This is a genomic window from Streptomyces sp. NPDC002130 (assembly GCF_040296465.1).
In the GTDB taxonomy this organism is placed as follows: Bacteria; Actinomycetota; Actinomycetes; order Streptomycetales; family Streptomycetaceae; genus Streptomyces.
The window spans coordinates 40,425-59,554 of sequence record NZ_JBEOXI010000014.1; the positions used below are offsets into that span (position 1 = coordinate 40,425).

Genomic DNA, 19,130 nt, shown 5'->3' on the forward strand with positions numbered 1-19,130 from the left:
GGCCCGAGGGGCCCAGGGAAGCTTCCCTGGGCCCCTCGGGCATGCGCTCACTGCGGCAGCGGCTAAAGGCGCCGTACCGCCGCCGCCACCCTCTCGTCCGTCGCCGTCAGGGCCACCCGGACGAACTCGGCGCCGGCCGGGCCGTAGAAGTCGCCCGGGGCCACGAGGATGCCCCGCTTGGCGAGGTGGTCGACCGTGTCCCAGCAGGATTCGCCCCTGGTGGCCCACAGGTAGAGGCTGGCCTCGCTGTGCTCGATGCGGAAGCCGTGGGTGACCAGGGCCTCGCGCAGCAGCTCCCGGCGGGACGCGTAGCGCTCGCGCTGGACGCGGACGTGCTCGTCGTCGCCGAGGGCCGCGACCACCGCCGCCTGCGTCGGAGCCGACGTCATCATGCCGCCGTGCTTGCGGATCTCCAGCAGCGGGCCGAGGACCGCCGGGTCACCGGCCAGGAAGGCCGCGCGGTAGCCGGCGAGGTTCGAGCGCTTGGAGAGCGAGTGGACGGAGACGAGGCCGTCGTACGAGCCGCCGTTGACGTCCGGGTGCAGGACCGAGACCGGGTCGGCCTCCCAGCCCAGCTCCAGGTAGCACTCGTCGGAGAAGAGCAGGATGCCGTGCGAGCGGGCCCAGGCGACGATCCGGGTCAGCTCCTCCTTGGACAGGACCTTTCCCGTGGGATTCGACGGGGAGTTCAGCCAGAGCAGCTTCAGGCCCTCGGGGTCCAGCTCCGTCGGGTCGTCGTAGGCCTCGTACTCGGCGCGCGCCAGCCGGGCGCCGACCTCGTACGTCGGGTACGCCAGGCGTGGGAAGGCCACCCGGTCGCCGGGGCCGAGGCCCAGCTGGGTCGGGAGCCAGGCCACGAGTTCCTTGGAGCCGACGATCGGCAGCACGTGGCGGTGGGTGACGTCCCGGGCGCCGAGGCGGCGCTCCACCCAGCCGGTGATCGCGTCGCGCAGCTCGGGCGTGCCCCAGACCGTCGGGTAGCCCGGCGAGTCGGCAGCGGCCACCAGCGCTTTCTGGATCAGCTCGGGCACCGGGTCGACGGGGGTGCCGACGGACAGGTCGACGATGCCGTCCGGGTGGGCGGCTGCCGTGGCCTTGTACGGGGTCAGCTTGTCCCAGGGGAAGGTGGGCAGGCGGTCGGAGACTGCGGACACGGGTTCTGGCTCACTTTCTGGTACGTACGAGCCGGTGACGGCAAACGCCTCGGCCCCGTACGGCGATCAACGGGTGATCGGGCCGTACGGGACCGAGGCGGCACGGAGTGCGGGCCGCTCTTACTGGTTCTGCGGCGGCAGCGCGGCGACGAAGGGGTGGTCGCGCTCGATCAGTCCCAGCTTGCTGGCTCCGCCGGGCGAACCGAGCTCGTCGAAGAACTCGACGTTCGCCTTGTAGTAGTCCTTCCACTCCTCGGGAGTGTCGTCCTCGTAGAAGATCGCCTCGACCGGGCAGACCGGCTCACAGGCACCACAGTCGACGCATTCGTCCGGGTGGATGTACAAGGACCGCTGGCCCTCGTAGATGCAGTCGACCGGGCACTCCTCGATGCACGCCTTGTCCTTGACGTCGACACAAGGCTGCGCGATGACGTAGGTCACGCTGTCGTTCCTCCTCGATAGGGCGCTGGCGGGCCTCCTCAGGCTCCGCCGCCTGGCGCGCGGGAGCGCGGCGTCGTCGATGCCCGCCCCTAGTATCTCCGTTCTTGGGCATGATCCGAACAGGAGGGGTGAACTGACCTGTGGAAATCTCTGCCGCCGGGCGACTCGAGGTCCGTATCACCGCTGCTGACGTGGGCAAACGGGTCTCCGTGCGGAGCTTGATCGAACATGAGGCTCCGGGTGAGAAGTTCACCGACACGGTCGGTGTTCTCACATCATGGGACAACGGTGTGCTGCTCATCACACGGAAGAGTGGTGAGAGCGTCCGTATCGCGGAATCCGCGCTGGTGGCGGGCAAGACCGTGCCCTCCGCACCGGCGCGTCGCCGTGGTCCGGCCGCCTCCTACGAGGAGCTGGCCCGGGTCGCCGCGCGCGCCTGGCGGCCCGTGGAGAGCGAGCGGCTCGGCGAGTGGGAGCTGCGGGCCGCGTCGGGATTCACCCGGCGGGCCAACTCGGTGCTGCCGCTGGGTGCGCCGGGAGTGCCGCTCGACGAGGCGCTCGACGCCGTGCGGCGGTGGTACGGCGAGCGCGGACTGCCCGCCTACGTCCAGACCGCGACCGGCGCCGAGGGCACGCAGGAGCTGCTCTGCGCCGAGCTGGAGCGGCGGGGCTGGGTGCGGGAGGTGACCGCCGAGCTGTGGGTCGGGCCGCTGGCGCCGATCGCCGACCGGGGTGATCCGGCGGGGGTCGTGCTGTCCCGGGAGGCCGGTGAGGCCTGGCTGGCCCGGTATCAGCGCAAGGGCGTGAGCGAGGTGGCGTTGCGGGTGCTTCAGAACGGGCCCTCCGTGTGGTTCGCGAGCGTGCCGGGGCCGACGGGGCCGGCCGCCATCGGGCGGTGTGTCGTCGACGGGCGGTGGGCCGGGTTCGCCGCCGTCGAGGTCGATCCGGCGCTGCGGCGGCAGGGTCTCGCCACGGCCGTGATGGCCGCGCTGGCCCGCCGGGCGCTCGACGAGGGCGCGTCGGCCGCGTGGCTCCAGGTCGAGGCCGAGAACGCGGGCGCGCGGGCGCTGTACGCCCCCATGGGCTTCGCCGCGCACCACGCCTACCACCACTACCGGGCGCCGGACGCCGACGGCACCGGCCGGTAACCGATCGTCGCGAGAGGGCACGAGCAGCCATGCGTCCCCCGTATCCCCCGTCCCCCGAGCGTTCCGCCGAGCTGCGGCGGCGGTTCGCCGAGGAGGCCCGGTCCGAACGGCCCGATCTGTCGACGCTGTGCCTGCTGGTGGGCGCGGAGGCGGACGGGGAGCTGGACGAGGCGGGCCTGGACGCCGCGCAGGTCGAACTGGACCGGCTCGCCGGGCTGCTGCCGTACCGGCCCGCCGGGCCGCGGGCCTGGGCGGTCGCCCTGCGGGAGCTGCTCGGCGACCGGATGGGGTTCCACGGCACCCCGGGCGACTACCAGCGCCTGGAGTCCTCGCTGCTGCACGAGGTGCTGGTGCGGCGCAGAGGGTTGCCGATCCTGCTGTCCGTGGTGTGGATGGAGGTCGCCAGGCGGGCGGGGGCGCCGGTGTACGGGGTGGCCCTGCCGGGACATTTCGTGGTCGGGTTCGGGCCCGACGAGGGGCAGGTGCTCGCCGATCCGTTCGACGGGGGGCGGGTCCTCAGCGGGGCCGATGCGGAGTTGCTGGTGGCCGGGGCGACGGGGGCGCGGCTGGATGCGGCGATGCTGCGGCCGGCGGATCCGCTGGAGGTGGTGCTGCGGATCCTGAACAACGTGCGGGCGTGGGCCGCGGCCCGTCCGGAGCGGTCGGACGTGGCGCTGTGGGCGGTCGAGCTGTCGCTGCTGTTGCCGTCTCATCCTGCGCGGTTGCGGTACGAGCGGGCGCAGTTGCTCGTACAGCGGGGGGAGTTTCTCGGTGGGGCCTCGGAGTTGGAGGCCTACGCGGAGGTGGTGGAGGCCGTGGATCAGGCCGCGGCCGAGCGGATGCGGGGGGAGGCTTTGGCGGCCAGGGCGATGTTGAACTGAGCCGTTTCGCCGTAGGGCTTCGTGTTGTCGGACGAGTGCGGGTGGGTTGTGGCTTGTCGCGCTCACGCGGCGGAGCCGCATATCGACACAGCCCCGCGCCCCTGACGGGGCGCTCTTACAACCAGCCCTTTTCGCGGGCCACGCGGACCGCCTCCGCCCTGTTGCGCACCGCGAGCTTCTGGATCGCCGTGGAGAGGTAGTTGCGGACCGTGCCCTGGGAGAGGTGCAGGATTGTGGCCAGTTCGGCGTTGGTGGAGCCGCCGGCGGCTGCCCGGAGGACCTCTCGCTCCCGGTCCGTCAGGGGGTTGGCGCCCTCCGCCAGGGCCGCTGCCGCGAGGGTCGGGTCGATGACCCGCTCGCCGTTGAGGACCTTGCGGACGGCCTCGGCGAGCTGGGCGGCCGGGGCGTCCTTCACCAGGAAGGCGTCGGCGCCGGACTCCATCGCGCTGCGCAGGTAGCCGGGGCGGCCGAAGGTGGTGAGGATGACCAGCTTCACGGCCGGGAGTTCGGCGTGCAGGCGGGCCGCGGCCTCTATGCCCGTCGCGCCGGGCATCTCGATGTCCAGAAGCGCCACGTCCACGGGGTGCTCCCGGGCCGCCTGGAGCACCTCGTCGCCGCGGGCCACCTGGGCCACGACCTCGATGTCCTCCTCCAGACCGAGCAGGGCGGCCAGGGCCTCGCGGACCATCGACTGGTCCTCTGCGAGCAGGACCTTGATCGTGCGGCTCATGCCCGGGATCCTACGTCCGCCGGTCCGGCCGTCGGCACGCGGGCGACCAGGCGGAAGCCGTGCTCGGACGGGCCCGCCTCCAGGGTGCCGCCGGCCTTGGTGAGGCGTTCGGTGAGGCCCGCGAGGCCGTTGCCGGCGCCGGTGCCCTTGCCGCCCGAGCCGTCGTCCTCGACGGCGAGTTCCAGTACCGGCCCGTCGAGGGTCTGACGGCCCACCAGCTCGACTGTGCAGCGGCGGGCGCCGCTGTGCCGTACGACGTTGGTGACCGCCTCGCGCAGCGCCCAGGCGAGCGCGGACTCGCTCTCCTCGGGCACGCCGGAGAGGCCGGGTTCGGCGGGCAGTTCGGCGGTGACGCCGGCCGCGGTCAGGGCGACCCGGGCACCGGCGAGTTCGGCGTTCAGGCGGGGGCGGCGATAGCCGGTGACGGCCTCTCGTACGTCGGCCAGGGCCTGGCGGCTGACCTGCTCGATGTCGGCGACCTGCTGGGCCGCCTTGTCGGGCTGCCCGGGCAGCATCCGCCCGGCCAGTTCGCTCTTGAGCGTGATCAGGGACAGCGAGTGGCCGAGCAGGTCGTGCAGGTCCCGGGCCAGGCGCAGGCGCTCCTCGTTGGCGGCGAGCTGGGCGACGGTCGCGCGGGCCTCGCGCAGGGCGATGGTCGTCCGGACGAGTTCGCGTACGCCGGTCATCGCGAAGCCGCCGAGCAGGGCCGGGATGAGCAGCCCGGCCAGGTAGGAGTGTCCGCCCGGCACGGCGAACGCCACGGCCGTCAGCAGCGCGCAGGCGCCCGGGATCGTCCAGCGGGCCATGCGCAGCGGCAGGGCGGCGCCGGACGCGATCGACACGTACACGAACAGCACCAGCCACTCGCGGCCCAGGGTGAGGGCGAGGAGCGTGGACTGGGCGGCGAGGACCCCGAGCGAGCCGAGCACCAGGCCGTTGCGCTCGCCGCGGCCGGTACGGAAGACCAGGACCATGTACCAGGCCACGAAGGCGGCCAGGCCGAGCCAGCCGAGGATCCGCACGCCCGTGCTGTGGCCGCCGTGCAGCAGGTCCGTGACGGGTGCGCCCAGGTAGACCAGCCAGATGCCGACCCACAGGGACTTCACCACCCGCTGCCTGCGGTTGACCGGGCGCTGCCCGATACCGACGCCGACGTCGTTCACGCCTTCAGGGTGTCCTTCCGGTACAGCCAGGCCGCGCCGCCCGCGAACAGGACGAACGACACGACGAGGACGGCGAGGTCCTGGACGTGCGGGGCCCGGCTCTGCTCGATGGCCTGCCCCAGGGCAGCGTACGCGTGCGTGGGCAGCCACTTCGCGATGTCCTGGAGCCAGCCCGGGAAGGTCGTCGTGGGCATCCACAGACCGCCGAGCATGGACAGGCCGAAGTAGGTGATCATCGTGATCGGCCGGACCGCGTCCCCGCCGGCCAGATAGCCGATGGCGACGCCGAGCGCGGCGAAGACGAGGCTGCCGGCCCAGATCGCACCGGTGAGGGCGAGCCACTGCCAGGCGTCCAGGGTCACGTCCTTCACGGCCGCCGCCACGGCGAAGACGATGACGATGGACGGCAGGCTGACGACGGCGGCGCTCGCGGTCTTGGCGAGGACGTAGCCGCGGCCCGGCAGCGTGGTCAGGCGCAGCTGCCGCACCCAGCCGCCCTCCCGCTCCTTGGCGATGCGCTCGCTGTTGCCCATGAGGACGGCCGTGAGGGCGCCGAAGGACGCCATGGAGACCATCATGTAGGTCGGGAGGGTCAGACCGCTTCCGGGGACCTCGGTGGTGCTGTCGGCGTTGCCCGCGGTGATCAGGAACAGCACCGACGGGTAGATCACCGAGAAGAAGAGGAACTTGCGGTTGCGCAGGGCGCGGGTGAGCTCCAGCTTGATCAGGCTGTTCACTTCGACTTCGCCTCCTCGGCGGTGGTGATGGCGACGAAGGCCTGCTCCAGGCCGAGTCCGGCGACTTCGAGGTTGCGGGGGCAGACGCCGAGGCCGTACAGGGCGTGGACGGTGGCGTCGGCGTCGGTGGACTGGATGCGCACGGTCCGGCCGGAGATGTCGATGCCGGTCAGGAAGGGCAGGGCGCGCAGGGCCGGTTCGTCGATGGTGCCCTCCAGGTCGAAGGAGACCCGGCGGGCGCCCGCCTTGGCCTTGATCTCGGCGGCCGTGCCGTCGGCGAGGAGGCGGCCGCGGTGCAGGACGAGGACCCGGTCGGCGACGGCGTCGGCCTCTTCGAGGTAGTGGGTGGCGAAGAGGACGGTCCGGCCCTGGTCGGCCTGCTCGCGCATGGTGGCCCAGAAGGCCTGGCGGGTGGTGACGTCCATGCCGGTGGTGGGCTCGTCCAGGACGATGAGGTCGCTGTCGCCGGCGGTGGCGAGGGCGAAGCGGACGCGCTGGGCCTGACCGCCGGACAGCTTGTTGACCTTGCGTTCGGCGATCGGCGCGATGCCCGCCCGGGACAGGACCTCCGAGGGCCGGTACGGCTTGGGGTGCAGGTCGCAGGCGAGCCGCACGAGTTCGGCGACGGTGACCTCGTCCATGAGGCCGCCGCTCTGCAGCATGGCGCCCACCCGCCCGGCGACGATGGCCTTCCGGGGGCCGGAGCCGAAGAGCCGGACGGTGCCGCTGTCGGGGTTCTTGAGGCCGAGCAGCAGGTCGAGGGTGGTGGACTTGCCGGCACCGTTGGGGCCGAGCAGTGCCACGGTCTCCCCCGGCCTGAGGTCCAGGGTCAGCCCGTCCACGGCCCGGACGGCGTCGTACGCCTTGCTCACCTGGTCGAACGCGACCACCGAAGCTGTCGTTGTCATACGGACATCGTGGCTTCGGGGGTGCCGGCGGGGGCAGTGCCGGGTGTCCGGAGTGCCGCATGACAGGTGTCATGCCGATGAGGTGACGCGAGAGCCCCCGCCCTCGTCGGGCAGGGGCTCTCGTACGGCGAGTGGCCGGAGGTCAGTTCGGCTTGGTGTCGATGACTCCGACGCGCTCCGCGGGGGTCTTGCCGCGCAGTGCCTTGCGCAGGGCCGTGACGACGTCCTGCGGCGTGACGTCGCGCTTGCCGCTCGCGCCCTCGATCTGCACGCCGTCGAAGGTCGTGCCGTACGCCTCCTGGAGCGCCTTGAGGTTGTACGTGTCCACGAGCTTGCCGTCGACGGCCTTGAAGCTGAGGATCTTCGGCAGCGACAGCGCGCCGAACGGGATGCTGTGCGCCGGGTCGGTCTGCACGAAGGCCTTGGCCGACATCGCGGGCTGCGCGAAGTCCTTCAGGACCCGGTCGACCTCGGCGTTCGAGACGGTCGGCTGCCGGGTGGTGGTCGGGAGGTTCACGGTGCCGGGCGTGCCGTTCTCCACCTGGGTGCGGTACGCCTCCTCCACCACCGGCGTCGACTTGGCGAGGTCGACGCCCTTGCCGGTCTTGCCGTACACCGGGACGGCCTTGCCGTTCTTGAACTCGATCGTGCCGTCGGTCGACGCGCCGGAGCCACCCGCCGCCTCCTCCAGGGAGGCGTGCAGCTTCTCCTCGTCGACGGGCATGACCGGCGTGACGACGCGGTGGTCGCCGAAGAGCGAGCCGATCACGGAGACCGGGTTGTAGTCGCTCTTGGCCGCCGCGTCGGCCGTGGCGTCCATGTCGAACTGCAGGCCCGCCTTGTCCGGGTCGAGGGACACGGTCTTGCCGTCCACCGACAGCTTCAGCGGCGTGCCGACACGGTCGTCGAAGGCCTCGTCGAGCTTCCTGACGGCACCGTCGCGGGTGGTGCCGCCGATGTCGACGCCGAGCACCGTGGTGCCCTTGGGCACGTCGGTGCGGTTCATCAGCAGACCGGCGCCGTAGACGCCACCGGCGAGGACGACCACGCCGACGGCCACCAGCACGAGCTTGCTGCGCCCCTTCTTCTTCGGCGCCTTCGAGGAACTCGCCGGGGGCGGCGAGACCGGCTCGGGCAGCTTCGGAGCGGCGTGGGGCACCGGGCCGTCACCGGGGGCGCCCGAGGCGAACGGCGAGGCCCCGCCGGACGGTACGACGGGAATGCCGCTGGTGACGGTGTGCCCGGAGACGTTGTCGTGCCGGGGGCCGTAGCCCGGGCCGTCCGGCGGCTCGGGGGCCGGCTTCTGGGGGGTGAGGATGGCGGTGTCGTCGCTCATGCCACCGCCGGGGCCGGGGCCTGCGGCGCCGGGAGCGGGGGTGCCGCCGGGGGCGCCGGCGAGCGGGCCGGTGCCCATGGGGCCGCCAGGCGCTCCGGGGGCGCCAGGGCTGCCGCCCATGGCGCCGGGGCCGCCGGGAGCACCGGGGCCTCCCGGCCGGCCGGGCTCGTTGAAGGCACCAGGAGCTCCGGGGCCGCCGGGGCGGCCGGGCTCGTTGAACGCCTCAGGGCCGCCGGGCCCGCCCGGGGCACCGAAGCCGTTGGCGCCGGGGCCACCGGAGACAGCGGGTCCGTCGGAGGCGTTGAAGTCGTTGGGGCCGCCCGGTCCGCCCGGCTCGTTGCCGAAGCCGCCAGGACCGCCCGGTGCGTCGAAGCCGCCGGAGCCACGCTGCCCGCCCGGTGCGTCGAAGCCGCCCGGGCCGCCGGTCGGCTGCACCATCGGGCCGTCGCCGGTGACCGGTCCGCCGGTCGGGCCGGCCGGGCCCTGCGACCCGGGACCGCCGGACGGACCGCCGTAGCCACCCTGCCCGTTCTGCCCGTTCTGCCCGTCGCGGCCGTTCTCGGAGAAGTACGGCAGGTCGTCGCGGCGCGGTTCGCCGCCGCCGGGGGCGGGACGCGAGCCGTTGCCCAGCGGGCCCGCCGCCAGGGCCTCGGTGACGTCGAAGGAGCCGGTGCCGCCGCCGTGCCCGGGCGCGACGGGGCCGCCGGTCGCGCCGCCCGGAAGCCCGGCACCGTTCGTACCGCCCGACCGGGAGCCGCCCGGCGCGCCCATGGAGCCGACCACACCGCCGGGCCGCCCGGCACCCGGCCGCGTCCCACCGGACGCACCGGCACCGGAACCCGGCGCCGCGGCACCAGGACCGCCCGCCGTCGGACGCGAACCGCCCGGCATCCCGGCCCCGTTGGTGGAGCCGCCGCCCGGACCGCCCTTGCCGCCGCCCGACTTGCGGGGCGCGAACCAGTCACTGGACGGCTTGTCGTCGCCCGGCGGGCCGTGCTCGGCGGGAGGCTCGACCGGTGACGGGGACGGGGCCGTGCCCGGCGTCGCCGGCGCCTCACCGCGGGTGTCGGTGTCGGCCGTGCCCTCCGTCTCCGCGACGGGCTTGCGCACCACCACGGGCGGAATGGGCCGCGACCCGGGGATGTTGATCCGGATCCGGGTCGTCAGCGTGGTCTCGGTCTTGCGTTCCTCCGGCCGCGTGGCGGAACGGCCCGCGTCCGTACCGGCGTCGGAGATCGCCGGAATCCCGTACGGCGGCGTACCCGACGGGTAGGCGGCTCCGCCGCGCCCGTTGGGCCCGGAGGACGGAGTGTCAGTTTCACGACTCAAGGCAGGTTCTCCCGGTTGGCTCCGCCGCCCGACACAACCTCACGCGGGCAGCTCGGCGGCGCGCACCACCATACTGGCCACTTCTCGCCCGTATCCCGTGACCGCCGTGGAAACCCACACCGGACCCCCACGGCCACGTCCTGGCGAAGTGGTACGTCACTTGGCAAGTCGGACGGGACCGCCGTCCGGTTGCCGCCCCGGGGCGAGGGTGGCGCAGATCACAGCTACGGCGATGCCCCCGAGCAGGAAGAGATAGGAGCCGCTCCCCGCGGCGAAGAGGAAGTCACCCTCGGGGCGGCTGGCGGTGAGCAGGACGACGGCGAGCATCCAGCCGGCGGCGGCCGCGACGCCTCCCGCCCGGCCGCGGACGACCCATGAGGCGCCCAGGACCGCTCCGGCCTCTCCGGCCAGGGCGAGCAGCAGCCCGCCCGGGAACCACCCGGGCTGCACCAGGGCCCCGGCGACGCCGGCCACGGCGCCGAGCACGAAGAACCCGAGGCAGGCGCCGACGCGTCCGGCGGTGGGCGGGCGCATCGGCTGGGCCAGCATCGGCGTCCGGTCGCTCATGAGGCCTCCTCGAGACCGCCGAACAGGTCCGTCTCCCGCTCGCCGGGACCCGCCTCGCCGCGCACCAGCTCGTAGTACTCGGTGGTGAGGATGGGCTGGGCGAGTTCGTTGGACAGCACGAAGTACGGTCCGTCCACGGTGATCTGGGTGGCGTGGGCGCGCATCGCGGCGGCCTTGGCGGCGGCGTGGGCGGTACCGTCGATCACGGTGGTGATCCGCTCCTCGGGCACGACACCCGGGACGTCGTCGACGTCGGCGGCCTTGGTGAAGGCCGTGCCGGGCAGGTCCTCCCTCAGCCGCGCGAAGGACTCCTCCACAACCGGCCGGGGGACCCGGTTCCAGTAGACCTTGGGGATCGGCAGGCCGGCGTCGGCGGACAGCTCCGCGGCGCGCATGGCGACGCGGTGGGCCTGGATGTGGTCCGGGTGACCGTAGCCGCCGTTGTCGTCGTAGGTGACGAGAACCTGGGGGCGCACCTCGCGGATCACCTCGACGAGGTGCGCGGCGGCCTCGTCGACGTCGGCCTGCCAGAAGCAGCCGGGGTCGTCGTTGTCGGGCAGGCCCATCATCCCGGAGTCGCTGTAGCGCCCGGCGCCGCCGAGCAGGCGGAAGTCCTGCACGCCGAGCTCGGCCATGGCGGCGGTGAGCTCGCGGTGACGGTGCCGGCCCAGGGCGGCGCCCGTCAGGTGCGCGAGCGCGGGCGGGATGACTTCGCCGCGTTCGCCGAGGGTGCAGGTGACCAGGGTGACGTGGGCACCCTCGGCCGCGTACCTGGCCATGGTCGCGCCGTTGTTGATCGACTCGTCGTCCGGGTGCGCGTGCACCAGCAGCAGACGCCTCGCGGAGCGAGGCGGGGGTCCCCCCTGCTCGAAGAGCTTGGGGGAGGGCAGTTCCGTCATGGGACCAGCCTACGAGGTCCCACGACGCTCAGAACTTGATGCTGCCGATCATGCCCGCGATGTTCGTCGTCAGCTCGCTGATCGTGGGAGCGACGGTCGAGGAGGCGAGGTAGAAGCCGAGCAGCATGCAGACGATCGCATGCCCCGCCTTCAGTCCCGACTTCTTGATCAGCAGGAAGACGATGATCGCCAGCAGCACCACCGCCGAAATCGAGAGTGCCACGGCGGTTCACCTCCAAAGATCCACGAGGGCGCGGGGGGTCGGACTATGGGGGCATCAAATCCGTACAGCAGCCAGCAGGTTCATACCCACTATGCGACATTGATCATAACTATCCCTCTGCGCGCATCGATCGGCGCACGGCCGCACAAGGGGGCGCATGGCCAATATGGTCAGGGCATGACGACCGAGCCTCACTCCTTCCCCCGACGGCACGCCCGTACCCAGCGCTTCACGCTCGGCGCGCCGCGTTCGTTCACCGTGGCGCCCGACGGTTCGCGTGTCGTGTTCCTGCGCTCCGGTTCCGGTACGGACCGGGCCAATTCGCTCTGGGTCCTCGACCCGGAGGAGGGCACGGAGCGCGTCGCGGCCGACCCGCGCGCCCTGCTGGGCGGTGCCTCGGAGGACCTCTCACCCGAGGAACGGGCCCGGCGCGAACGCAGCCGCGAGGGCGGGGCCGGCATCGTCGGGTACGCCACCGACACGGCCGTCGAGTTGGCCTCTTTCGCCTTGTCGGGGCGGCTTTTCGCGGCCGAGCTGCGGGCCGGGACGGCGCGTGGACTGTCCGTGCCGGGGCCCGTGATCGACCCGCGTCCGTCGCCCGACGGGCGGCATGTCGCGTATGTCGCGCGGGGTGCCCTGCGGGTGGTGGGCGCCGAGGGAGAGGACGACCGGGCGCTCGCCGAGCCGGAGTCGGAGAATGTCTCGTACGGACTGGCCGAGTTCATCGCAGCCGAGGAGATGGGGCGTTCGCGGGGCTTCTGGTGGGCTCCGGAGTCGGACCGGCTGCTCATGGCGCGGGTGGACGACACGCCGGTGCAGCGGTGGTGGATCGCCGACCCGGCGCATCCGGAGCGGGAGCCGCAGCGGGTGCCGTACCCGGCGGCGGGCACCGGGAACGCCGAGGTGCGGCTGTTCGTGATCGGCCTGGACGGGCTGCGGACGGAGGTCGTCTGGGACCGGGCGCGCTACCCGTACCTGGCCCATGTCCACTGGTCAGCGGCGGGCGCGCCGCTGCTGCTCGTACAGGCGCGCGACCAGCGCAGCCAGCTGATCCTGGCCGTGGATCCGGACTCGGGCGCGACACGGATGGTGCACGCCGACGAAGATCGAACATGGCTTGATCTTTTCCCCGGGGTGCCGTGCTGGAGCCCGTCCGGTCAGCTGGTGCGGATCGCCGACGAGGGCGGTGCGCGTGTGCTGGCGGTCGGGGACCGGCCGCTCACCGGCGCGCAGCTGCACGTCCGGGCCCTGCTGGACGTCTCCGCGCACGACGTGCTGATCTCGGCGTCGGCGGGCGCGGAGGCCACCGGCGAGGCGGAGACGGGCGAGGTGCATGTGTACCGGGTGAACGAGCTGGGCGTGGAGCGTGTCTCGCAGGAGCCGGGCGTGCACGCGGCGGTGCGGGCCGGGGAGGTGACGGTCCTGGTCTCGGCGGCACTGAACCGGCCAGGTTCACTGGTGCAGGTCCTGCGCGACGGAAAACCGACCAGGACTGTCCCCTCGTACGCCGAAAATCCTGGTATGTCACCCCGCGTGACGCTCACCGGGGGGGGCGCACGCCGCATCCCGTGCGCCGTGCTTATGCCTCGGGACTACGACGGTGACACCCCGCTGCCGGTGCTCATGGACCCGTACGGAGGTCCGCACGGCCAGCGGGTGGTGGCCGCGCACAACGCCCACCTCACCTCGCAGTGGTTCGCGGACCAGGGTTTCGCGGTCGTGGTCGCGGACGGCCGCGGCACCCCGGGCCGCTCCCCCGCCTGGGAGAAGGCGATCCACCACGACTTCACGCTGTCGCTGGACGACCAGGTGGAGGCCCTGGAGGACCTCGCGAAGCGCCACCCCCTGGACCTGTCCCGGGTGGCGATCCGCGGCTGGTCCTACGGCGGCTGGCTGGCGGGCCTGGCGGTGCTGCGCCGCCCGGACGTCTTCCACGCCGGTATCGCGGGCGCACCGGTGACGGACTGGAGCCTGTACGACACCCATTACACCGAGCGCTACCTGGGCACTCCGGCCGAGCACCCGGAGGCGTACGCGAAGAGCTCCCTCGTCACCGCCGACGGGCTGTCCTCCCCCGCCGAGCCGCACCGCCCCCTGATGGTCGTGCACGGCCTCGCCGACGACAACGTCGTGGTCGCCCACGCCCTGCGCCTGTCCTCGGCCCTGCTGGCCGCCGGCCGCCCCCACGAGGTGCTGCCGCTGTCCGGCGTCACCCACATCACCCCTCAGGAACAGGTCGCCGAGAACCTGCTCCTCCTCCAGGTCGACTTCCTGAAGCGGTCCCTGGGCATCACGACCCCCTGAACACGGCGACGGGCCGGAACGCCTCCCGGCGCCCCGGCCCGTCTACGGCACCCGCACGGCCGTACGCTGACCAGCCTGACGTGTCCGTATATCGGAACCGGGTCGGCGAAGTTGCCTGCGTGTTAACGCAGTTGGCGGGGGTCTGCGGGGCCGCCGGCGTACGGGTAGCGGTCGGCGATAAGCGGCCTCCAGCCGTGGTCGGGGGCCTCGGCGGCCAGCGCGTCGACCCACGCGGGTGGCCCCGCGTGGAACGCGAGGTGGTTGAGCCCGGGCCGCATGCGGTCGTGCCCGGCCGCGCTCATCGCCGGTGACTGCTCGACGACGAGGTACGTCGGGCCGAGCCGCCAGCTGCGGCCGTGTTCCCACTCCTGGTACGGCCCGCAGCCGAGGCGGCCGAGGAGCCAGCCCCATTCGCGGACCGCCCGCGGCAGGTCGGGAACCCACAGTTCGATGTGATGCAGCATCCCAGGACTTCCAGACGCCGGTTCCCGGCACCCCTGCTGGGATACCGGGAACCGGAGCGAAGAGGTCAGGCCGCGTGGACCACGTCCTTTTCCTCCGCGAAGTGGCAGGCGGACTCGTGGGCCGCCGGGGTGTCCTCGCCCTGGAAGCGCTCGGGGATGGCCAGGAGCGGGACCTCCTCGGCGCACTTGTCCTGGGCCTTCCAGCAGCGGGTGCGGAAGCGGCACCCCGAGGGCGGGTTGGCCGGGGACGGGACGTCGCCGGTGAGGATGATCCGCTCGCGGCCCTCGCGGGACTCCGGGTCGGGGACCGGGACGGCCGACAGCAGCGCCTGGGTGTAGGGGTGCGTCGGGTGGTCGTAGATCTCCGTGTCCGACCCGATCTCGGCCATCTTGCCGAGGTACATCACACCCACACGGTCCGAGATGTGCCGGACGATCGACAGGTCGTGCGCGATGAAGAGATACGAGAGGTTGAACTCGTTCTGCAGCTTCTCCATCAGGTTGATGACCTGCGCCTGGACGGACACGTCCAGCGCGGAGACCGGCTCGTCGCAGATGATGATCTCGGGGTTCAGGGCCAGGCCGCGGGCGATGCCGATGCGCTGGCGCTGACCGCCCGAGAACTGGTGCGGGTAGCGGTTGATGTACTCGGGGTTGAGACCGACCACGTCCAGGAGTTCCTGGACCTTGCGGCGGCGGTCGCCCTTCGGGGCCACCTCGGGGTGGATGTCGAAGGGCTCTCCGATGATGTCGCCCACCGTCATACGGGGGTTGAGCGAGGTGTACGGGTCCTGGAACACCATCTGGATGTTCCGGCGGACCGCCTTCAGCGCACGCCCGGACAGCTTGGTGATGTCCTGGCCCTTGTAGAAGATCTCGCCCGCGGTCGCCTTCTCCAGCATCATCAGCAGCTTGGCGACGGTGGACTTGCCACAGCCGGACTCGCCCACGATGCCGAGGGTCTCGCCCTGGTAGAGGTCGAAGGAGACCCCGTCCACGGCCTTGACCGCACCGATCTGACGCTTGAACAGGATGCCCTGGGTCAGCGGGAAGTGCTTGACCAGGTTGCGCACCTGCAGGATCGGCTCACCGCGTTCGACCGGCGCCTCGATGGCGGCGACGGCCTCCTCGTCGGTGGCCGCGTCGACCGTCTCGACCTCGGTGACGTTGGGGGTGGCGTCCATGGACTCGTCCGTCTTGTCCAGCTCAGCCATGGATCGTCTCCTTCCAGAAGTGGCACGCGCTGCCGCGGCCGGGCAGCTCGCCGCCGTCCCGCTCGGTGACCGGGTGCAGCGGCGGGAGGTCCGTACGGCAGATGTCCTGCGCCTGCGGGCACCGCGGGTTGAAGGCACAACCGGACGGGATACGCGTCAGGTTGGGCGGCAGGCCCTTGATCGCGTACAGGTCCTGGCCCTTCTGGTCCAGGCGCGGGATCGATTCGAGCAGACCCTTGGTGTAGGGGTGCGCGGGCCGCTTGTACAGCTCGTGCACGGGCGCGGTCTCCACGATCCGGCCCGCGTACATCACGGCGATCTTGTCCGCGACGTCGGCGACGACGCCGAGGTCGTGGGTGATCAGGATCAGGCCCATGTTGTACTCGCGCTGCAGCTCCGCCAGCAGGTCCATCACCTGGGCCTGGACCGTCACGTCGAGGGCCGTGGTCGGCTCGTCGGCGATGATCAGGTCCGGCTCCAGGGCGAGCGCCATGGCGATCATGATGCGCTGGCGCATACCGCCGGAGAACTGGTGCGGGTAGTCGCCGACGCGCTCCTTCGCGGCCGGGATCTTCACGCGGTCCATCAGCTCGATGGCCTTGGCCTTGGCTTCCTTCTTGCTCAGGCCCTGGTGGACGCGGAACATCTCGCCGAGCTGGTAGCCGACGGACAGCACGGGGTTCAGCGCGGACAGCGCGTCCTGGAAGATCATGGCGATCTTCCGGCCGCGGATCTTGCGCCGGGCGTCGCCGGACATGGTGAGCATGTCCTCGCCCCGGTACAGGATCTGCCCCTGCGGGATCCGCCCGGGCGGCATGTCGAGAATGCCCATGATCGCCTGCGCGGTCACGGACTTGCCGGAGCCGGACTCACCGAGCACGGCGAGGGTCTCGCCCGAGCTCACGGTGTAGTTGACGCCGTTGACGGCCTTGGCCACACCGTCACGGGTGTGGAACTCGACGTGCAGGTCGCGCACTTCGAGCAGGGGAACATCACCGTCGGCCGCGCCGCGCGGCTCGGGGACGTTCCGGGTCTTGTCGATGGTGGTCACGTACGCCCTCCTCAGCGCAGCTTCGGGTCAAGGGCGTCGCGCACCGCGTCGCCGAGCATGATGAACGCGAAGACGGTGAGGCTGAGCATGCCCGCCGGGAACAGCAGCGTGTGCGGGTTGTCCCGGATCACCTTGCTGCCCTCGGAGATGTCGATGCCCCACGAGATCGTCGGGTCGCTGAGGCCGAGGCCCAGGAAGGACAGCGTAGCCTCCGCGGAGATGTAACCGCCGAGGGCGATCGTGGCCACGACGATGGTCGGCGCGACGGCGTTCGGCATCACGTGGCGGAACAGGATCCGCGTGGTGCCGGCGCCGAGCGCCCGGGCCGCCGTCACATAGTCCGCCTGCTTGGCGGTGATCACCGAGCTGCGCATGACGCGGGCGATCGAGGTCCAGCCCAGGAAGGCCAGGGCCAGGATGACCACGTACACCTTGCGCTCGGTGAAGGCGTTCAGGACGACCATCGTGCCGAGCAGGAACGGCAGGCCGAAGAAGATGTCGACGATCCGGGAGATCACCGAGTCGATCCAGCCGCCGAAGTAGCCCGCCAGCATGCCGAGCAGTCCGCCGAGCAGCGTGACGGCCGCGGTGACGCAGACGCCGACGAGGATCGAGGCACGGGTGCCGTGGATGACACGCGAGTAGATCGAGCGGCCCTGCTGGTCGTAGCCGAACCAGTCGGGCTGGAAGAAGTGCCCCAGCTCCGGCTTGCCCAGGTAGTGGTGGACCAGGTCGCCGTCACGCGGGTCGACGCTGGTGAACCAGCCGGGGAACGCGGCGATCACCAGCAGCAGGACCAGCAGCACCGAGGAGATCCAGAACATGGGCCGGTGCCGCAGGTCGTACCAGGCGTCGCCCCACAGGGAGCGGGGCTTCTCCTTCTTCTGCGCGCTCTGCTTGCCGGGTGCGTCGACGGCCGGCGGAGCCACGGCGTCCACGGCCGCGGCGTCGGTGGTCTGGGCCTTGGTCACGTCAGGCATACCGGATCCTCGGGTCCAGGACCGCGTACAGCAGGTCGATGAGCAGGTTGATCAGGAGGATGACGAGGACGAGGACCGTCACCACACCCGTGACCGTCGAGCCCTCGCTCGTCTGGATCGCCCTGTAGAGGAGGTTGCCGACACCCTGGATGTTGAAGATGCCCTCGGTGATGACCGCGCCGCCGATGAAGCCGCCGACGTCGGTGCCGACGAAGGTGACGACCGGGATCAGCGAGTTGCGCAGCAGGTGGACACCGATGATGCGGCGCCGGGGCAGGCCCTTGGCGAGCGCGGTGCGCATGTAGTCGGCCCGCAGGTTCTCGGCGAAGGTCGTCCGGGTCAGCCGGGCCACGTAGGCCATGGACAACATGGCCAGGACGAAGGCCGGCAGGAACAACTGCGAGTAGTCCGTGGAGTCCTGGACGTTGGGCGGCAGCCAGCCGAGTTCGTCGGCGAAGATGAACCGGGCGATGAAGCCGAGCACGAACACCGGGATGGAGATCACCGTCAGGGTGAAGACCAGCACGCCGGTGTCGGCGGCCTTACCGGCCCGCAGACCGGCCCACGCCCCCAGGCCGACACCGATGATGATCTCGATGGTGATGGCCAGCAGCGTCAGCCGCAGGGTCACCGGGAAGGCCTCGCTCATGAGGTCGATGACCGGGCGTCCGGCGAGGTTGTTGCCGAAGTCTCCCTTGAGGAGATTCAGCATGTAGTGGAAGTACTGCTCGAGGACGGGCTTGTCGAAGCCGTACTCGCGCTTGATCTGCGCGATCTGTGCGGGATCGGGAGCCTTGTCCCCGTAGATGGCCCGGACCGGGTCGCCCGGAAGGATGTGGACCATCAGGAAGATCAACAGAGTTGTCCCGATGAAGATCGGGATCATCTGGAGCAGTCGCCTGGCGGCGTAGCGCCCCATCTTGCGCCTCCATGCCGTGAGGGGTCGGCGAGGCCTGCGCACTCATCTACCGCAGGTGAGGAGGGTGAGGTGGAGGCCTGTGCCTACGGACCGGCACCGCCGCTCCCCTTGTGTGGGAGGGGCGGCACCGGTCTGCGGTCGTCTGGTTACTTCTGCTTGACCTGGATGGTGTCGAAGATCGGGTCACCGTCCTGGCCGTACTCGATCTTGCCCAGGATGTTCTTGGACTGACCGCTGTTGACCTTGTAGAACCAGAGCGGAATCGCCGGCATGTCCTTGGCGAGGAGCTGCTCCGCGTTCTGGTACAGCTTCACGGTCTCGTCGATCGAGCTGGCCTTGTCCGCCTCGGAGCTCAGCTTGTCGAACTCCTTGTTGGAGTAACCGCTGGTGTTGCCGGCCGCCGTGGAGCCGTACAGGTCGCGCATGAAGTTCGAGTTGACCGGGTAGTCGAGCACCCAGCCACCGCGGTACATGGACTTGACCTGCTCCTTGTCACGGGCGTCGAGGTCGGCCTGGAAGGTCGGCTTCGGGTCGCCGGTGCACTCCACGCCGGTGGACTTGCGGATCGAGTTGCAGACCGCGTCGACCCAGGGCTTGTGGTCCTGGTCGGCGTTGTACTGGATCTGGATCTTGTTGCCCGGGACGCCGCCACCCTCCTGGATGAGCTTCTTGGCCTGGGCCG

Annotated in this window: 17 protein-coding genes and 2 pseudogenes; 3 read left to right on the plus strand and 16 right to left on the minus strand. The window is 71.5% G+C overall.

The genetic code is table 11. The features are described 5' to 3' along the window. Window positions 1–62 precede the first annotated feature (62 nt). On the minus strand, window positions 63–1,154 hold the full coding sequence (locus tag ABT116_RS04535; protein ID WP_351627685.1) for a bifunctional succinyldiaminopimelate transaminase/glutamate-prephenate aminotransferase: 1,092 nt from the start codon (window positions 1,152–1,154) through the stop codon (window positions 63–65). Window positions 1,155–1,274: 120 nt separating this feature from the next. Next, on the minus strand, window positions 1,275–1,595 hold the full coding sequence (fdxA, locus tag ABT116_RS04540) for a ferredoxin (RefSeq protein WP_003973842.1): 321 nt from the start codon (window positions 1,593–1,595) through the stop codon (window positions 1,275–1,277). 140 nt (window positions 1,596–1,735) lie between these two features. Here fdxA and ABT116_RS04545 point away from each other — a divergent pair, with 140 nt between their 5' ends. Beyond that, window positions 1,736–2,743: a GNAT family N-acetyltransferase gene (locus ABT116_RS04545; protein ID WP_351627688.1), complete on the plus strand. Its 1,008-nt coding sequence runs from the start codon at window positions 1,736–1,738 to the stop codon at window positions 2,741–2,743. Window positions 2,744–2,772: 29 nt separating this feature from the next. Next, window positions 2,773–3,624, plus strand: a complete 852-nt coding sequence (locus ABT116_RS04550) for a transglutaminase family protein (protein ID WP_351627695.1) — start codon at window positions 2,773–2,775, stop codon at window positions 3,622–3,624. Between the two features lie 115 nt (window positions 3,625–3,739). Here ABT116_RS04550 and ABT116_RS04555 read toward each other — a convergent pair whose 3' ends face one another. The 8 genes and pseudogenes from ABT116_RS04555 to ABT116_RS04590 all read right to left on the minus strand — a co-directional run bounded on the left by ABT116_RS04555 (window position 3,740) and on the right by ABT116_RS04590 (window position 11,516). Next, entirely contained in the window at window positions 3,740–4,354 is a 615-nt protein-coding gene (locus tag ABT116_RS04555) for a response regulator (RefSeq protein WP_351627698.1), read from the minus strand. Further along, complete coding sequence (locus ABT116_RS04560) at window positions 4,351–5,517, minus strand: sensor histidine kinase (RefSeq protein ID WP_351627700.1); 1,167 nt, start codon at window positions 5,515–5,517, stop codon at window positions 4,351–4,353. Before ABT116_RS04560 ends, ABT116_RS04555 begins: the two co-directional genes overlap by 4 nt. Then, the gene (locus ABT116_RS04565; RefSeq protein WP_351627703.1) at window positions 5,514–6,254 is read right to left on the minus strand and encodes an ABC transporter permease; all 741 of its coding nucleotides are present in this window, start codon (window positions 6,252–6,254) and stop codon (window positions 5,514–5,516) included. The genes ABT116_RS04560 and ABT116_RS04565 overlap by 4 nt, the downstream gene beginning before the upstream one ends. Continuing rightward, window positions 6,251–7,099 (minus strand): annotated as a pseudogene (locus ABT116_RS04570) (ABC transporter ATP-binding protein); the annotation flags it as partial. The pseudogene ABT116_RS04570 and the gene ABT116_RS04565, both read right to left, overlap by 4 nt. A 205-nt stretch (window positions 7,100–7,304) precedes the next feature. Further along, entirely contained in the window at window positions 7,305–9,827 is a 2,523-nt protein-coding gene (locus ABT116_RS04575; RefSeq protein WP_351627708.1) for a hypothetical protein, read from the minus strand. Window positions 9,828–9,983: 156 nt separating this feature from the next. Next, complete coding sequence (locus tag ABT116_RS04580; protein WP_104777560.1) at window positions 9,984–10,394, minus strand: DUF6113 family protein; 411 nt, start codon at window positions 10,392–10,394, stop codon at window positions 9,984–9,986. Next, the gene (gene mshB / locus ABT116_RS04585) at window positions 10,391–11,293 is read right to left on the minus strand and encodes an N-acetyl-1-D-myo-inositol-2-amino-2-deoxy-alpha-D-glucopyranoside deacetylase (RefSeq protein ID WP_351627712.1); all 903 of its coding nucleotides are present in this window, start codon (window positions 11,291–11,293) and stop codon (window positions 10,391–10,393) included. Before mshB ends, ABT116_RS04580 begins: the two co-directional genes overlap by 4 nt. 28 nt (window positions 11,294–11,321) lie before the next feature. Then, the gene (locus tag ABT116_RS04590) at window positions 11,322–11,516 is read right to left on the minus strand and encodes a hypothetical protein (RefSeq protein WP_003992731.1); all 195 of its coding nucleotides are present in this window, start codon (window positions 11,514–11,516) and stop codon (window positions 11,322–11,324) included. 177 nt (window positions 11,517–11,693) lie between these two features. Between ABT116_RS04590 and ABT116_RS04595 the strand changes: the two genes are divergently transcribed. Then, on the plus strand, window positions 11,694–13,820 hold the full coding sequence (locus ABT116_RS04595) for a S9 family peptidase (protein ID WP_351627715.1): 2,127 nt from the start codon (window positions 11,694–11,696) through the stop codon (window positions 13,818–13,820). 122 nt (window positions 13,821–13,942) lie between these two features. Here the strand turns inward: ABT116_RS04595 and ABT116_RS04600 are convergent, their stop codons facing one another. The 6 genes and pseudogenes from ABT116_RS04600 to ABT116_RS04625 all read right to left on the minus strand — a co-directional run. Next, window positions 13,943–14,284: a VOC family protein gene (locus tag ABT116_RS04600; protein ID WP_351627718.1), complete on the minus strand. Its 342-nt coding sequence runs from the start codon at window positions 14,282–14,284 to the stop codon at window positions 13,943–13,945. 65 nt (window positions 14,285–14,349) lie between these two features. Then, a complete protein-coding gene (locus ABT116_RS04605) occupies window positions 14,350–15,498 on the minus strand; it encodes an ABC transporter ATP-binding protein (RefSeq protein WP_351627720.1) in 1,149 nt (382 codons plus the stop codon). Then, window positions 15,491–16,549 carry an ABC transporter ATP-binding protein gene (locus ABT116_RS04610; RefSeq protein WP_351627723.1) on the minus strand — a complete coding sequence of 353 codons (1,059 nt, stop codon included), beginning with the start codon at window positions 16,547–16,549 and terminating at the stop codon, window positions 15,491–15,493. Before ABT116_RS04610 ends, ABT116_RS04605 begins: the two co-directional genes overlap by 8 nt. An 11-nt stretch (window positions 16,550–16,560) precedes the next feature. Further along, window positions 16,561–17,529 (minus strand): ABC transporter permease, encoded by a 969-nt coding sequence (locus tag ABT116_RS04615; protein WP_351627726.1) that lies wholly within the window; start codon window positions 17,527–17,529, stop codon window positions 16,561–16,563. Then, the gene (locus ABT116_RS04620) at window positions 17,522–18,448 is read right to left on the minus strand and encodes an ABC transporter permease (protein WP_053671697.1); all 927 of its coding nucleotides are present in this window, start codon (window positions 18,446–18,448) and stop codon (window positions 17,522–17,524) included. The genes ABT116_RS04615 and ABT116_RS04620 overlap by 8 nt, the downstream gene beginning before the upstream one ends. A gap of 146 nt (window positions 18,449–18,594) precedes the next feature. Next, window positions 18,595–19,130: pseudogene (locus ABT116_RS04625) on the minus strand (ABC transporter substrate-binding protein); the annotation flags it as partial.

Bases quoted from the DNA above. Each gene is read 5' to 3' on its own strand.
- ABT116_RS04550 (WP_351627695.1), top strand. From the start codon at position 2,773: ATGCGTCCCCCGTATCCCCCGTCCCCCGAGCGTTCCGCCGAGCTGCGG.
- ABT116_RS04555 (WP_351627698.1), bottom strand. From the start codon at position 4,354: ATGAGCCGCACGATCAAGGTCCTGCTCGCAGAGGACCAGTCGATGGTC.
- ABT116_RS04580 (WP_104777560.1), bottom strand. From the start codon at position 10,394: ATGAGCGACCGGACGCCGATGCTGGCCCAGCCGATGCGCCCGCCCACC.
- mshB (WP_351627712.1), bottom strand. From the start codon at position 11,293: ATGACGGAACTGCCCTCCCCCAAGCTCTTCGAGCAGGGGGGACCCCCG.
- ABT116_RS04595 (WP_351627715.1), top strand. From the start codon at position 11,694: ATGACGACCGAGCCTCACTCCTTCCCCCGACGGCACGCCCGTACCCAG.
- ABT116_RS04600 (WP_351627718.1), bottom strand. From the start codon at position 14,284: ATGCTGCATCACATCGAACTGTGGGTTCCCGACCTGCCGCGGGCGGTC.
- ABT116_RS04605 (WP_351627720.1), bottom strand. From the start codon at position 15,498: ATGGCTGAGCTGGACAAGACGGACGAGTCCATGGACGCCACCCCCAAC.
- ABT116_RS04615 (WP_351627726.1), bottom strand. From the start codon at position 17,529: ATGCCTGACGTGACCAAGGCCCAGACCACCGACGCCGCGGCCGTGGAC.
- ABT116_RS04620 (WP_053671697.1), bottom strand. From the start codon at position 18,448: ATGGGGCGCTACGCCGCCAGGCGACTGCTCCAGATGATCCCGATCTTC.